The 14522-nt window shown below is 39.6% G+C and carries 12 protein-coding genes and 2 pseudogenes; 4 read left to right on the forward strand and 10 right to left on the reverse strand.

What is annotated here, in order from left to right; genetic code table 11:
- Window positions 1-29 precede the first annotated feature (29 nt).
- Window positions 30-700 (reverse strand): annotated as a pseudogene (locus LEP1GSC062_RS18180) (PAS domain-containing protein).
- 304 nt (window positions 701-1004) lie between these two features.
- Between LEP1GSC062_RS18180 and LEP1GSC062_RS18185 the strand changes: the two are divergent.
- Together LEP1GSC062_RS18185 and LEP1GSC062_RS18190 are read left to right on the forward strand one after the other, a co-directional pair.
- Window positions 1005-1460 (forward strand): GyrI-like domain-containing protein, encoded by a 456-nt coding sequence (locus LEP1GSC062_RS18185; RefSeq protein WP_010576663.1) that lies wholly within the window; start codon window positions 1005-1007, stop codon window positions 1458-1460.
- 288 nt (window positions 1461-1748) lie between these two features.
- Window positions 1749-2375, forward strand: a complete 627-nt coding sequence (locus LEP1GSC062_RS18190; RefSeq protein ID WP_010576664.1) for a glutathione S-transferase family protein — start codon at window positions 1749-1751, stop codon at window positions 2373-2375.
- A gap of 28 nt (window positions 2376-2403) precedes the next feature.
- Here the strand turns inward: LEP1GSC062_RS18190 and LEP1GSC062_RS18195 are convergent.
- The 6 genes and pseudogenes from LEP1GSC062_RS18195 to LEP1GSC062_RS18220 form a co-directional block, all read right to left on the reverse strand.
- A pseudogene (locus LEP1GSC062_RS18195) lies at window positions 2404-2877 on the reverse strand (cation transporter); the annotation flags it as partial.
- A complete protein-coding gene (locus tag LEP1GSC062_RS18200) occupies window positions 2874-3083 on the reverse strand; it encodes a heavy-metal-associated domain-containing protein (protein ID WP_020985115.1) in 210 nt (69 codons plus the stop codon). The pseudogene LEP1GSC062_RS18195 and the gene LEP1GSC062_RS18200, both read right to left, overlap by 4 nt.
- Window positions 3084-3090: 7 nt before the next feature.
- On the reverse strand, window positions 3091-3378 hold the full coding sequence (locus tag LEP1GSC062_RS18205) for a metal-sensitive transcriptional regulator (protein WP_010576667.1): 288 nt from the start codon (window positions 3376-3378) through the stop codon (window positions 3091-3093).
- Between the two features lie 326 nt (window positions 3379-3704).
- A complete protein-coding gene (locus LEP1GSC062_RS18210) occupies window positions 3705-6821 on the reverse strand; it encodes an efflux RND transporter permease subunit (RefSeq protein WP_020985035.1) in 3117 nt (1038 codons plus the stop codon).
- A complete protein-coding gene (locus tag LEP1GSC062_RS18215; protein ID WP_020985147.1) occupies window positions 6787-8148 on the reverse strand; it encodes a TolC family protein in 1362 nt (453 codons plus the stop codon). The genes LEP1GSC062_RS18210 and LEP1GSC062_RS18215 overlap by 35 nt, the downstream gene beginning before the upstream one ends.
- Window positions 8149-8301: 153 nt before the next feature.
- A complete protein-coding gene (locus tag LEP1GSC062_RS18220; RefSeq protein WP_010576670.1) occupies window positions 8302-8679 on the reverse strand; it encodes a hypothetical protein in 378 nt (125 codons plus the stop codon).
- Between LEP1GSC062_RS18220 and LEP1GSC062_RS24355 the strand changes: the two genes are divergently transcribed.
- Complete coding sequence (locus tag LEP1GSC062_RS24355; protein ID WP_208855153.1) at window positions 8582-8785, forward strand: hypothetical protein; 204 nt, start codon at window positions 8582-8584, stop codon at window positions 8783-8785. The two genes, LEP1GSC062_RS18220 and LEP1GSC062_RS24355, sit on opposite strands and share 98 nt — an antisense overlap.
- A gap of 158 nt (window positions 8786-8943) precedes the next feature.
- Here the strand turns inward: LEP1GSC062_RS24355 and LEP1GSC062_RS18225 are convergent, their stop codons facing one another.
- Window positions 8944-11169, reverse strand: a complete 2226-nt coding sequence (locus LEP1GSC062_RS18225) for a SulP family inorganic anion transporter (RefSeq protein ID WP_020985052.1) — start codon at window positions 11167-11169, stop codon at window positions 8944-8946.
- A gap of 40 nt (window positions 11170-11209) precedes the next feature.
- Window positions 11210-11542 (reverse strand): hypothetical protein, encoded by a 333-nt coding sequence (locus LEP1GSC062_RS18230; RefSeq protein ID WP_170875469.1) that lies wholly within the window; start codon window positions 11540-11542, stop codon window positions 11210-11212.
- 702 nt (window positions 11543-12244) lie between these two features.
- Here LEP1GSC062_RS18230 and LEP1GSC062_RS18235 point away from each other — a divergent pair.
- Window positions 12245-13384, forward strand: a complete 1140-nt coding sequence (locus tag LEP1GSC062_RS18235) for a DUF1577 domain-containing protein (protein WP_010576673.1) — start codon at window positions 12245-12247, stop codon at window positions 13382-13384.
- 101 nt (window positions 13385-13485) lie between these two features.
- Here the strand turns inward: LEP1GSC062_RS18235 and LEP1GSC062_RS18240 are convergent, their stop codons facing one another.
- Window positions 13486-14493 (reverse strand): hypothetical protein, encoded by a 1008-nt coding sequence (locus LEP1GSC062_RS18240; RefSeq protein WP_010576674.1) that lies wholly within the window; start codon window positions 14491-14493, stop codon window positions 13486-13488.
- Window positions 14494-14522: the final 29 nt, after the last annotated feature.

Below are 14522 nucleotides of genomic sequence, written 5' to 3' on the forward strand. Positions count from 1 at the left end.
TCCGATCCTTTTCGTTCTTAAATTGAATGTTAGCAAAGACGAATCAAAAACATTGTGAGTCTTTGTAATTTATCTCTTCCTTGGCCCGGCTGGGCTAAATCTTTTTCGATCGTCTTTCTGTAAATTGCCTTGAGATGATTCTTTAGAGTTCCTGAATGTACTCCAAGTTGTTGAATCAGAGAGGCCCTTGTTTGACCCGCGACTAAACGTTCGCAGATCTTTGCTTCTTGGCATGTTAGACCGTAATCTTTTTGAAGTTGAGAAAAAAGCAATTCTCTGGCTTTTTCACTTTGAGCACCTTCCGCAGAAATCAAATTCTCTTCCGGTGTGTTCGTTACTTTCTCATCTTCCGAAGGAATGTCCACTCTACACAGGAAATTTGAAATGTTTCCCGTTTCGTCCCGAAGAGGTGTAATTCTTTCTTTCCAGGAAATTGTTTCCCCGATCCATTTCGGTTTAAAAAATTTCCTTCGTATTCTTTTCCGGAAAGAATAGTTTTCCATAATTCTTCATAAAAATTCGGGTCATGGACGCCCGCTTGAAATAATCTTGGATTCTTCCCGATCAACTCGTTTCGGTTGTAACCCGAAAGAGTTTCAAAAACGGGGTTAATGTACTCAATCATACCGCACCGATTTGTGATGAACATCGCGTGAGGATATTGATAAAAATAAGAAATTAAAATCGAGGAAAGATTCATATTTTTCTTACCTCCTCAATTTTGATTTTCATTGTAGGCATAGATCCCTCCCTATCTCTTAAGGAATAATCGATTCTTCTTTATATTGAACCGCTATAAACATACCTAAGTATTTAGTTCGATTCGTCAACTAAGAGGTCTTTGAAAACCCTTCGAAATGTTGATAAAAATCAGAAAATTGAATGAGTTAAGTGATAGACACGCGAGTTTAAACGACAATATTCATCGGATTAATATCGTAATTCTATAAAGAAGAATTCGTATGCTTTTTCTTGTATCATATTAGACGAACAAAGATAAATTTATGAAACAAAGTTTAATGCCGAAAAAGAATCTGATCGGAGTCGGAGTCCGCACAAAAAATGCGGACGAAATGGGGGAAGGCGGAAAAATTCCAGAGCTCTGGGGAAAATTTTTTTCCGAAGTCTTACCAAAACTTAAAAGAACGGAGGACTTCATCTATGCGGTTTATAAGGATTATGAAAGCGATGAAAACGGAGAGTATTTTTACTTCATCGGAATTCCTTCCGATGAAAAAGGTCCTTTCGAAACCGTTCAACTTCCGGAAGGGCGATATCTAAAACTGTCTTCTTCCAAAGGGAAAATTCCGGAGATCATCGTTCAACTCTGGCAGAACGTTTGGTCTAACCTGGAATTAAAAAATAGAAGAGCTTTTAAAGTAGATTACGAAATCTATCCGGTGAACTTTTCAACCACTCCCGAAACTCAGGTTCTACTGTTTCTTTCGGATAAATCTTAGATGTTACTATCACTACATAATAGAGTGTCCAAAACTCTGCGTCTAAACGGGGATTTGCGCTAAAATTGGCGGTACTCTTTTATAGTAGAGATCAGTAGAAGTTATCTCAAAAATATTTTAGAAGGATTGGAATCGGCATTTTAAGCAAAGATAATGTATTTTTAAGATAATTTCTAGTGCAGATAGAAGTTCAGAGGTTAATGTGAATAAAGGTTAAAATTTTACAAGGAGTTCAGGTTCCCTGATAGATGGAGTGACAACTTTGGGCCCGCCGCCGAATTTGGCCGTATGATAGATCTTCAACTCGTTATCGGCGATAAAAAATTTTCCTCTTGGTCCATGCGTCCTTGGATTTTATTAAAAGAAAATAATATACCTTTCACAGAAATTTCACTTACTTTGAATACTCCCGAGTTTCACGAAAAAATCAGATTTTATTCTGACGCGGGCAAGGTTCCGGTTCTTGCGGACGGTGATGTCAGAATCTGGGACACTTACAGTATTGTAGAATATTTGGCTGAGACTTTTCCCGAAAAAAATCTTTGGCCGAAGAACAAAACTTTACGAGCCGTTGCCCGATCGGTTGTTGCAGAGATGCACTCCGGTTTTACCGATCTCAGAAAAAATTTATCGATGAACTTGGTCGAAAAACTTCATGGAAAAACTTTTTCCGAAGAGGTTTGGAAGGATATTCGAAGAATCGAATTCATCTGGAAAAAATGTTTGGATTCTTATCAAGGACCTTTTCTGTTCGGAAAGGAATTCACGATCGCGGACGCGTTTTATGCGCCTGTCGTGGGAAGGTTTATCACTTATGGAATCAAAACCGGTCCGGAAACAAGTGAATATGTTTCTAAGATCAGCAATCTTTCTTCTTACAAGGAATGGGTTAACGGCGCTTTGAAGAAGGACTAGTCATAATCAAATAGTTTACGGTCCTGTTTCTAAATATAACTTTCTGTTCAGGCGCACCGATCCAAAATTGAATCGGAGTGGCGGGTGCAAATTGTAGCCAATGGTTAATTATAAAAGAAAAATATTCAAAAATTTGATTATTTGCGATATGTCCGACCATGCCGGAAACCATGGGAAAGGACAAAAGGGCGGATATGAAAACGCGAACTTTCAGGTTTTTGAATTCTTTTTCGTGCGCCTTTTCGGCCTCTCCGCGGATTTCAAGGTTCTCGTGAACAAAGGCTCGGTAACCAAGAGAATCGATCTTGTCTAATAGACGTTCTATCTCTATCGAAGATTTGAATTCCACCTTTGCGGTTTCCATAGCGAAATTAACTCTCGCATCTCTTACTCCCGGAACTTTCTTGAGTCCTTTTTCGATCCTAAGCGCGCAATTTGAACAAGTCATTCCGATGACGTCTAATGTGATTCCGTCGGGAAAAATTTCGTTTTTAACGTTCATTTTATTTCACCCAGGATATACCCTTCCTCCAGAAGAATCGATTTGATTTTAGATAATTCTTCCGGAGTTCCTTTTCCTTGATAAACGACTTCCTTTTTCTCCAGGTTCGCTTTTCCCGTTAGTCCGATTTTTTTTAGAGCGGATTCTACGGTTCTTAAACAATGGGTACAGGTCATTCCTTCTAATGTTAATTTGATTTCTTTCATTTCATTTTCATTTAAGAATATGATTTATGGTGATCATAAACTCTTCTAAGATTTTAGAATCGTTTTCTCTAAACCTTTCGATTACACTGGTTTGAATATGGCTTCTGAGTAAAATTTTAGACATGCCATCCAAAGCCGATTTTATAGAGTATAACTGATTGAGCACGTCGTCGCAGTATTCTTCCCTCTCGATCATTCCTTGAATTCCACGGATCTGTCCCTCAATTATTCTCAGTCTTAAAATTAGATTGTTTGTAATCTTAGGATCCGAACTCAGTTTGTATTTTGGTTTCATATATGATATCCTCCCGGGCCATATGGACAACAATTGGTTTTTAAGTATTCTTTGTTAAGAGAAAATGTGTTAATCCGACTTGAAATTAGTCTTTTACTGATACCTACATAAAGGAGTACCATCAACTTTAGCACAGATTCCCGTTTAGAGGTAGGATCTTGGGAACTCCATTATATAGAGATCAGTAGAACCGTATGGAAATTTATTTTATGAGTGATCTTTCTATTTAAAATGTGCCGACAATTTTGAAATTCCTTGTCGTTGCCCGTCTCAAAATGTTGAATGCGACAGTCAAGAAATCTTACATCTGTACGGTCGGAGTTCGTTTAATTTTCCGAAGTTTTTTCCAACCAATAATAGAAAACCGGAAGAATAACCAGAGTTAATAATGTGGAAGATACGATTCCTCCGATCACTACGGTTGCCAAAGGTTTTTGCACTTCCGATCCGAGTCCCGAGCCGAATGCCATTGGTAGGAATCCGAAAGACGCTACAAGCGCTGTCATGATTACGGGGCGAATTCTGCTCGTAGCTCCTTTTAAAACCGCTTCTTTTAGAGGAATGTTTTTTTCTTCGCGAATCCTATGAATCGTATCCAATTTGACGAGCCCGTTTAGCACGGAGATTCCGCATAACGCGATACATCCCACGAAAGCGGAAACGCTTAAATTCATCCCTCTTAAAAAGAGAAACCAAATTCCTCCGGTTAGTGCGAACGGAACACAAAAGAATACGAGTAAGGCTTGACGAACCGATTTCAAACCTAGATATAGAACTACAAAAATCATCAAAAATGTACTAGGGAGTATGATAGATAATTTCTCTTTTGCCTTCGAAAGATTTTCAATCTGTCCGCCCCAGAACACGGAATAACCCTGAGGGATATTCATATTTGAAATTTTATCCTTCGCTTCGGAATAGAATCCCTCTAAATCTCTTCCACGCAGATTCACTGAAACCGCCACAAATCTTCTGGATTTATTTCTGGAGATGGTCATGATTCTTTCTTTTTTTTCGATAGAAGCGAGAAGTTTAATCGGAATCATCCCTCCGTCCTGTGTTCCCACTCCTATATTCGATATTTCGGATTCACGATTTCTGAATTCTTCGGAGAGTCGAATTTTAATCGGAAACCGAACTTCTTCCTCGTAGTATCCTCCCAATTCGAATCCGCTCATAGACGCCTCGACTACGTTGTTGAATAAAGGAAGAGATATATTATAATACTTTAATCTAGATTGATCGGGAATGATATCGATCACCGTGGATTTCCGAAGAGCCATGATCGGGTCGAGTTCCACTTCCGCCGCTCCCGGAATCTTATGTAGATTTTCTTTCAAAGAATTTTGTAAATCTAAGAGAGTATTTAAATCCTTTCCGAGAATTCTTACGCTGATATCCGCTCTACTGCCTTCCAGAAGTTCGTTGAATCTCGCTTCCAGAGGTTGGCTCAGAGTCAGTTCCGATCTAGGATAATTTTCTTGGACTTTTTTATGGATTCGGTTTAAAAAATTCTCCCAATTCTTTTCCTTTAACAGATCTTCCAGAGATTCCTTTTTAAGAATGATAAACGTGTCGGCGTTGAAGGTTCCCATCGGGTCGTTTGCCACGGAGCTGGTTCCGATTCTGGAGAACACGCTTTGAATCTCGGGCATTTGCATTAGGATTTTTTCCACTTCCTTTTGTTCCTTCAAACTTTCCTCTATACTGATATTCCCTTCTCTTACGATTACGAGCATCAAATCTCCCTCCATCAATTTCGGAAGAAAAACCGTTCCCATTCTGGAATAGATGAATAGAGTAAGCAGGAAAAACGCGACAGATCCGATTACAATCGGTTTCGGTTTATTCAATAGAATCGAAAGATGCGTTTCATACAACGTTACAATTTTACTTTTTTTTAACTCTCGGCTTGAGATATGTTTTGTTGGGGTAATAAAAAAGAACAACAAAGGAGGGAGAAAAAACACCGCCAAAATCAAACTAAAACCCAACGCTAGAAGAACGGTTTGGGCCATCGGACGGAACATCTTTCCGGATATTCCGTCTAACGTTATAATTGGAACATATACGAGCATAATGACTACGATTCCGAAAGACACGGGCTTTAAAACTTCCAAAGACGCGTTCAGGATTGTTTTGATCCTCTCCTCTCGATTGACAATGGAATTCCTTTCAAATCGTATCAGAACGTTTTCGGTAATTACGATGGAGGCGTCCACAAGGAGGCCGAAATCGATTGCTCCTAGACTCATTAGGTTTGCGGAAATTCCGAAAACCCTCATAAAAATCGCGGTCAAAAGCATTGATCCCGGAATGATCGTCGCAACAATGATCGAGGCCCTTATGTTGAAAAGAATGAAACATAAGGTCAAAATTACTAGGATTGCGCCTTCGGAAAGATTTTTAATCACGGTTCGAATTGTGGAATGGATCAGAAACGATCTTTCTAGAAGTACTCTGACTTGTACGTCCTCCGGGAGATCTAAACGAAACACGGCTCGATTCAGGTCCGCATTGACTTGATAACTGTTTTCTCCCCGTAACATCATAGCGGTTCCTAAAACGATTTCTTTTCCTTCGGAACTTGCTCCGCCTAATCTCTGTTTGCCGTGTTCCTTCACTTGCGCTATATCGGAAACTCGGATCGGTGAGCCGGTGAGAGTACGACGAACCGTAAGCTCGGACAAAGAGTTTAGGTTTTTCTTAATTCCATACGCTCTGACAATGGAGAGTTTTCCTTCGTTTTCGATAAAACCTCCCCCGAAACTTTCTCCGATCGTAGATAGTTCTCCGATCAATTGATCGATTGTGATTCCCAGAGTCCGCATTTTGGAAGGATTTAGATCGATATGAATTTCTTTTTCGTATCCTCCGTTGGAATCCACTTCTACGATTCCAGGCACAAGAGATTTTAACTGAGGACGAACCATATAATCCTGTACGGTTCTCAAGTAAAGTAACCTATCCTTTTCCGGGAGAAACGTTAGGCGACTTCCCGGTTTTGCTTCCACAGTATAAAAGAGAATTTCCCCGAGTCCGGTTGTATTCGGAACGATCGTGGGAACTATTCCTTTCGGAAGTTTTTCTTTAGCGCTTGTGATTCTTTCTAAAACCATACTTCTGGCTTGATAGATATCCGTGCCTTCCTTGAAAATCAAAGATATATTAGAAAGTCCGAATTTAGATATGGAACGAACGTCGATCAGATTCGGCATTCCCATCAGTTCGGTTTCAAGCGGAAATGTGATTACTTTTTCGATTTGCTCCGGATCCAAGGAACCCGTTTTGACGGTTACGATTACCTGAGTGTTCGTAATGTCGGGAACCGCGTCGATCGGAACTTCGTTCAAATTAAAAAAAGAATATATAAATAAAAATAATGCGGTTCCAACGGAGAGGATCGGATTATTTAAGCTGATATTCAAAAGTTTGGACAGCATATTGAAACGTTCCTATGATTTCTTTTTCGTTCGTGATGTATAGTAGATTGAGTAGCGCTTCGAGGTGGGCGATTTGTGCGTCCAATATCGCGTGATGAGTTTCGTGAAGTTGGTTTTCCAATTCCAGATAACTCAACATTAAAATTCTCCCTTTTTTAAATTCCACGTCTGCATAGATCAAATCTTTTTCTATTTCGTCTAACTTTGATAAATTGAAAAGTTTGAGATTGGCCTTGGACTGTTCGTAATCTAAAAAAGCTTGTTTAAAAGCGGTCTTTACGAGGTTTTCTTGATGATGAAAAATTCCCTGCTTGGATTTTACGTTGACCTCGGCGGCCGAAACCTTATTTTGAAATTGATCCCATACTGGAACTCTAAATTTAAGACCGAAGTCGTAAAATCGGTTAGAGACTCCCGACCGGTCTTCTCCTACTTGACTGACGATGGAGTAGTCCGGATATTTTTCTAAGTTCGCGAGATTGAGTTCTGTCTTTGCCTTTTCGATTTCTTCTTTGGCTGCCATGAGAATCAGATTTTGCGAAAGCGCTTTGATTTGAAGTTCGTTGAAATTAAACTTCACTCCTTCCGAAAAAAAAGGGATTCGAAACGAAGGAATCGATTCGAGCATAAGATATAAATTCATAGCCTCGTATTGTTTATGCGAATCCAATTCGAGATCGTTAAAATGTTTTCGCAGAGCCAAAATTTTTCTTTGAATGATAAATAGATCTGTCTTTGCCTGCGGGGTTATGAAAGGTCTAGCGCGGATATAACTTTCCAAGATCGATAATCTTTTAAGACGTTCTTTGACGTGATTTCTTTTACCCACGGAAACTAAATAACGATAAGTGAATCTAAGCGCGTTGAATCGAATCGAATTGTTTGCTTCCGCGAGTTGAATCTCTTTAATTTTGGAATCGTTATCCGCCAAAAGCTGGCGCAGTTCCTTGCGGCCCGGAAAATATATGGGTTGTTCGAACTGAAGCGCATATTCCGCTCCGCTTTCGTTGGCCGCACTTCTTTGACCGTAATCCAGAGTCAAAAAAGGATTTTGAGTTTTTCCCTGTTGTTTACGCTGATAAAAAAGCGATTCCAAATCCGCATTCAGGGAAAGAAGTAACGGAGAATTTTTTTCCGCCAAGTCAAGAATAGTCCGGATGTCCAATTCGGAATGAGCTTCGGATCGAATCGGAACGACTAAAATAACGGTAAGAATTACGAAACGTTTCAAAACGCATCCGATCCAAAAAATATTTTTTATCGAGTTCCATACTAATTTAAAAAAACGGAATATGTTTTCGGGAGTTCGACTCCGTTTCATCTGCATAGTTTACCTCGCATTTGAGTCCTTTAGGGTGAAAAATTTACGCTTTAGAACAAGCGGTAAAAGACGTTTACTTCTAATTCTTGAAGCGGAAGAACATATATCCGTTCCATCCGATTTCAAAATCGAAAGAATAAAGATTGCGGGGATTAAAGATTAAATTAAAAGACGGACGGAAGCGAGAGATCGAATTTCATTCGAACCGTTTTCGACAAAATCGAAAACAAACTCCATCCGCGCCAACAAAGGAAAGAATGAAAAGGACGGGTTTGCGGAATAAATACGCAGCGGTATGAAGAACCTTAAAAGTTTGAAAAGGTGGGAATCCGTGAGAACGATTGAACTGGAATCCCATTCACAACCGGAAGTCTTTTCCGAATTCGATTCTTGATGACAAGAAGCCGAAGATAGCGGAGTTTCGACAATTCTGTTTGTCTTGGAATCGAATCCGCAGATTGGTCCGCAATTCAAAATCAACACAAGAACGGATAACAAAGTGCATCCGATCCACGTTTTAAAAATTGAGGAAACCATATCTCCAGCTTACCATACCTCAGAGCTTGTCAACGGAAAAAACGACCTTAAGGTTTTTCAATCATTGTTTATCATTTCCCAAAACTTCGCTTTAAAAACGAAATGAGCATTTTTGAAAAATTCGAAATATCCGTCGAGCCTATTTAAGTCGTTTTTTATCGTCCTTCGAAATAAATCCCCTCTGTTAGAATATTCAAAAATATGAATTTACTCACTTTTCTAAACAGTAAATGTCTTATCGTAGTTCTTTTTCATATACGATGATTAATGCGTTTCGAATTTATATCGGAAAATGTCGTAGTCGCGAAAATCCTTGTTTATATCTATGTTGAGATCCAGGAGCATACCTTCTTTGAGATTGTACACCCAGCCGTGAAGTTGAAGATCGTTTCCCTGACTCCACGCGTTTTGAACGATCGTAGTCATACAAAGGTTATAAACCTGTTCTCTCACGTTTAACTCTACGAGTTTTTTGTGTTTTTCATCCTCGTCTAAAATTCCGGAAAGTTCTTTTCGGTTCATTCGGTAAACCTGTTTGATATGTCTGAGCCAAGCGTCGATTAATCCGTGATATTTGCCGTCTACCGCCGCCTTGACTCCGCCGCAACCGTAATGACCGCAAACGACGATATGTTTGACTTTCAGAACTTCGACGGAATATTGAAGAACCGACATCAGGTTCATATCCGTATCGATTACTAGGTTTGCGATGTTTCTGTGAACGAAAAGCTCGCCTGCGTTTGTACCCGTCATTTCATTGACTGAAATTCTGCTGTCGGAGCACGATATAAGAAAATATTTCGGAGTCTGGCCTAAAGCAAGATTCTTAAAGTAATCCGGGTCTTTTAATAGTTTTTCTTCTACCCAAATTCGATTGTTCTCGAAAAGTTTTTGATAATCTTGTTGGATGATCGGGTCCAAGGGTTTGTTTTTAATCTTCTGATAAGAAGAGGTCACGTCGATAATCTCCACTTTGATGTTGCGGAACTCGGCTACGATCTTAAAGTCTTCGATGATTTCCAAAACGTCCGGATCGATATATTTGGACTTGGAGCCGTCTATGATCAAGTGTGCGTTATCCGGAACCTTATCCAGTTTGTACAACATGCTCGATTTGTTCAAAAAGGACACGTCTTCGGAAAGGTCTATCTTTACCTCGACTCCGTAACTCATTTCCTTTTTGTTGAATTCGTAAGGATTCAGAATATTCCTTCTTACGATAAAGAACACGGAAAATAAACAACCGATTCCGATTCCGATAAGAACGTCTGAGAAAACAATTCCGATCAACGTTGAGATAAACGGAATAAATTGATCCATTCCTTTTCGGTATTGTGTTTGGAGAATTTTATAATCCGTAAGTTTATAACCTACGACTAAAAGTACGGCCGCCAAAGAAGCCAAAGGAATTTTTGAGATCCAAGTCGGGATCAAAATCAGAGATAAAAGAATCAGCAAGCCGTGTAGGAATGCGGAGAATCTGGTTTTCGCTCCGGCTTGTAAATTTGTGGAACTTCGAATGATTACGGACGTGATGGGTAGTCCGCCAAGAATCGCAGAGAATAAATTTCCGGTTCCTTGGGCAACCAGCTCGCGGTTTTTGGAGACAATCCTTCTTTGCGGATCCAACTTTTCGATCGCATCCAGGTTCAATAGGGTTTCAAGACTCATCACGAGACAAATCTTAATCGCGGTCAGATAAATCGCCTGATTTTTCCATTGAGAAAAACTCGGGAAATGATTTCCCTGAAAAAAGTCCGTAATCCCGTTGAGTTGAATCGGCTGAATCATATGCTCCGAGCCGACGGCGATACCCAATTCGAAAGTTTTAAAAACTTCGTTTAACAAAACACCGGCCAGAATCGCGACTAAAGATCCGTGAATTATGAATTTTTTATGGAGTTTTAGTTTTTCCCAGATCAAAATCAAAACCAAGGAAACAGAAGACAAAATGATTGCCCCGGGAGTAAAACGATGAAACGCGGTCAGGATCTCCGAAAAAGTATTTTCCTGGTCTTGTTGAAAAAAGACCATATCTCCTTCGTAATCCATATCGTAACCGATTGCGTGCGGAATCTGTTTTAAGATTAAAACCGCTCCGATTGCCGCTAACATTCCCTTGATCACCGAAGACGGGAAAAAATTACTTAGAATTCCTGCTTTCAAAAAACCTAATGTGATTTGTAAAACTCCGGCCAAACAAAAAGCAAAAAGAAAGTCGTTAAAACTTCCTAATGTTTGAATCGAATCGAAGACAATCACTGTAAGTCCCATGGCGGGACCGCTCACGGATAGAGGTGATTTGCTGATCAGAGAAATTACGATACCTCCCACGATACCGCTAATCAAACCGGAAACGATAGGTGTACCTGATGCAAATGCAACTCCGATACAAAGGGGAAGAGCGACCAAAAAGACGACGATACTAGAGGAAAGATCGTGTCTCAAGTCGTCCCAAGAAATGTTAGGAAAAAAGTATAAGATATTCATATAGACTCCTTCGGATCAAGGCCCGAAAATTTCGAAATTGTTAAATCGAGAGATGGAGGTTTTCCGGAGGCGGGTTTTCTATTTCCGAAAAATATTGAATAAGAATCTGTTCGATCGGGTCACTGTAACGGACCATTTCTAAATCGTAATCGAATGTAAACTTATCTTCTTGAGATACGAGATCTTCTAGTTTGAGTTCAGCCGTTTTTTCTTTTTCGGTTTCTGGGGCTTCGGAAGATTCATTTGCGGCTGTTGATGGCGGGGAATTTTTACCGAAAACACTGGATTGGGTCCATACAGTCGCACAATAGAAAATCAGAGCAATGTATAGAAAAACAAAAAGTTTATGGCCCAAGCAGTTTAGAAATTTCATAGGCTTTTTAATGAGAACACTTTGGAAGTCGTCTTGCAATGAAAAAGCATTTTAAAACAAGTCGTTCGTTTAAAATTTGAATCACATCGCTTTAGGTACAGTAAATTCTCATTAAAAATATGTGTTAAGACGCATTACAAGCTAAGTCCGTTCGTTTTTCATGAGAATCGACGCACTTGACTCAAACAGGAAATCTTTTGGTTGAAATCCGAGCAAAGCTTGTGATTTAGAATTTGTCTCAAAACCTTAGGAAAAATTAGTTACAATCATTCCATAAGTTCGTAATAAAATGTAGAAGTTCCCACGTTTTAGTAACGAGGGTTTAGTCACCATAGTGCTTAGGACTTTACACACTACACTAACCACTAAAGCTCTGACATCTAAAACGTTCCTACATTTTTGTGAAACTCAGGCGTCTGCTTCTATTGGCGCTCGATGGATTTTAGGACAAACTCTTAATTCTTGTTTTAAATCGGATTTAGTACAATCGAATCAATATCGAATTTACAAAAAAATTCCATTGAGATCGTTGCGGCTTTCACCTGGATCTTAACTTATATTCAGTAAGTCATTCCATGAGTATTTTCAAGCATTTTTTAACATTATAATAAACTTCATCTTTTTATAATTTAAATTTTTTCGTTTACTGAATTTTTCCAAGGAAGATACTCATCTTAAATCGATTTTGAAAGCGCATTACTGATGGAATATTTGCAAAAAACCGAAAGAGAAATGGATATCATTACTTCCGTTGAACAGAAGCATCATGTCATTGCAAAGTATCTTTTAGAACAAGAACTCACTTTCAAAACTTATCCCTTTGATCGAAAGGCGATGATTAGAAAAATTCTGGAAGAGGACGGAAAGATTCTCATTCAATTTTTGAATGTGGAAAATTTTCAGGAAGGAAGTTCCTTTATTCTTTATATGATTCTCGCAAAATACATTGAACTGGAATGTGTCCTTCTTCAGAAATTGGAAAATTCGCTTTTTATTGTTAAGGTGAAAAAGCTTGCGATCGCGAGGAAAGATAGGGAGAATCAAAGATTTGCGGTCGAACCGGGGGTTATGTATGTGACTAACGTGGTATCTTCCAAAGCCATAATCGAAGCGAATATGTTCAATATTCCGACCTTGGTAAAAGTAAATTTCGAAGATTATAAGAATCGTCTCAAACAAAAAACGAAAGACATCGTGGACATCGATACTTTCAAACCGGATTTGGATCGTAAATTCCAAATCGTTAAAAAAACGCTCAAGTATCTTCTCATAGAAAATACCCAAGATGAGAGCTCTTATAAAAATGGTTCTTCGGAAAGGATCAACTACGAAAAGGAAGTGGACGACGATTTGTCCTCCTGCATCAGAGAATATAAGGATCAACAAATTGTTTCCGAATTGATCGTTCCGATTATCTACCTGAATCTCGAGCGAGAACAAATCCCGATCGGTTACTTTTCAATACAGAGCAAGGAACAAGAACTTACGGAAAAATACGTTTTAGAACTTCAAACTCTTGCTAGCGAAATGGTAGATAGAATCAAAGAGTCGAATACGATGAAAACGGCCGAACATTTTCAGATCCTGGACGCTTCTAAGACGGGAATCTGCGTTAAGATCGAAAATCCCCATTTGGTCGAAGCTTTGCCGAAACAGGACGATTTTGTGTTCGACATCTTTTTTAAGATGCAGGCTCCGTTTACGGTTCACGGTTTGATTCGCTGGTTGGCCAAAGACGAAAATAACCATCTCATTTTAGGGATCGAACTCGCCGGAAAGTCGGATTTACCGGGAGAAAGAGCCCGTTACGAATCGAACATTGAATCTTTGTCTCAAGAATAATCGACTAGAAGTTATCTCAAAAATATTCTAGAATGATTGGAATCGGCGTCTTAAACAAAGATAAAGTATTTTTGAGATAATTTGCTTCTAATCAGAAAATTCTAAAATTGAATCCGGTACGGATCTAAATATTCGTGATCCTTTCTCCAAGGACGCAGTCCGTGAAACTCCACTCCCGCCGCTTGTTTTGCGTTTAAAACGGTTTCTTTTCCCTGATGACGTATAACGCACTTCACGTTACCTATGTCGCTTTGCTCTATGTATCTAGGACTTCCATCCGGATCTCGATAGATATAACCGGCGATTTGATCCTTATCCATTTCGCTTTCCACCGATATCTCATAGTCGTTAAGACGTGTTTTGAAACGAAGTTTCGGATATTCTACTTTTGTCGAACTTCTCAGAGAACGAAGGATGGAATGCTGGTGGATCGGAATTCCTCGTTTCAGAAGAGTGACAAAGGTCAAAGTCGGAATAAACGGCTGGGGGCGGACCGTTGCGATTTCCATCGACCAATCGTCCGGATCGTTGTCGAATTTAGGAACGAAGGTCCAGAATAATTCGGAAACTCGATTTGTTCCCCAGATATGATTGAAATGTCCATTCGCATTTTGGAATGTGAATTTTTGGTTTGCAAGTCGAATCCAACCGGCAACCTCCGTAAAAGGGGAAGAGACAATACTTCTCGTTTTGGGAATCGGAGTTTTTTCCAACCAACGCGGAAGATGTCCGTTGGGTTCCAGCTTATGTCTGAATTCCAAATCCCAGGCCAGGTCTTCCGACTTTGAAGTTTGGATTTTGCCGCGCATGTGGTCGGGTCCTACGGACGCTTCCGGAAATTCGATCGCATGTTCTTTGATCAAAACGTCCTCATAGGGAAAAGACTGCACCGTAGTTCGATGATTCTTTGGGTTTTTACGATCAAATAAAGACGCCCAAAGTGTTCCCATCGGAAACAGGTCGCGGTTGTTTCTAGGATTGAGTGTGGAATATCGGACCCAAAAAGCCTGGTCGTTTTCGGGAATGAGAACGGCCGCAAACCAGATTTCGAATCTGGGTTTTACAAAGCTCGCCGCGAATTTGGAAATAAAACTTTCTCTTAAGTTCATCTTTCGATAACATCTGAGCGAGCTTTTTT

Origin of the sequence: Leptospira alexanderi serovar Manhao 3 str. L 60, from assembly GCF_000243815.2 — a bacterium.
Taxonomy (GTDB): domain Bacteria; phylum Spirochaetota; class Leptospiria; order Leptospirales; family Leptospiraceae; genus Leptospira; species Leptospira alexanderi.

Excerpts from the sequence above, each read along its gene's own strand:
- LEP1GSC062_RS18185 (WP_010576663.1), top strand. The coding sequence starts at position 1,005 with ATGAAACAAAGTTTAATGCCGAAAAAGAATCTGATCGGAGTCGGAGTC.
- LEP1GSC062_RS18190 (WP_010576664.1), top strand. The coding sequence starts at position 1,749 with ATGATAGATCTTCAACTCGTTATCGGCGATAAAAAATTTTCCTCTTGG.
- LEP1GSC062_RS18200 (WP_020985115.1), bottom strand. The coding sequence starts at position 3,083 with ATGAAAGAAATCAAATTAACATTAGAAGGAATGACCTGTACCCATTGT.
- LEP1GSC062_RS18205 (WP_010576667.1), bottom strand. The coding sequence starts at position 3,378 with ATGAAACCAAAATACAAACTGAGTTCGGATCCTAAGATTACAAACAAT.
- LEP1GSC062_RS18210 (WP_020985035.1), bottom strand. The coding sequence starts at position 6,821 with ATGCTGTCCAAACTTTTGAATATCAGCTTAAATAATCCGATCCTCTCC.
- LEP1GSC062_RS18215 (WP_020985147.1), bottom strand. The coding sequence starts at position 8,148 with ATGCAGATGAAACGGAGTCGAACTCCCGAAAACATATTCCGTTTTTTT.
- LEP1GSC062_RS18220 (WP_010576670.1), bottom strand. The coding sequence starts at position 8,679 with ATGGTTTCCTCAATTTTTAAAACGTGGATCGGATGCACTTTGTTATCC.
- LEP1GSC062_RS18225 (WP_020985052.1), bottom strand. The coding sequence starts at position 11,169 with ATGAATATCTTATACTTTTTTCCTAACATTTCTTGGGACGACTTGAGA.
- LEP1GSC062_RS18230 (WP_170875469.1), bottom strand. The coding sequence starts at position 11,542 with ATGAAATTTCTAAACTGCTTGGGCCATAAACTTTTTGTTTTTCTATAC.
- LEP1GSC062_RS18235 (WP_010576673.1), top strand. The coding sequence starts at position 12,245 with ATGGAATATTTGCAAAAAACCGAAAGAGAAATGGATATCATTACTTCC.
- LEP1GSC062_RS18240 (WP_010576674.1), bottom strand. The coding sequence starts at position 14,493 with ATGAACTTAAGAGAAAGTTTTATTTCCAAATTCGCGGCGAGCTTTGTA.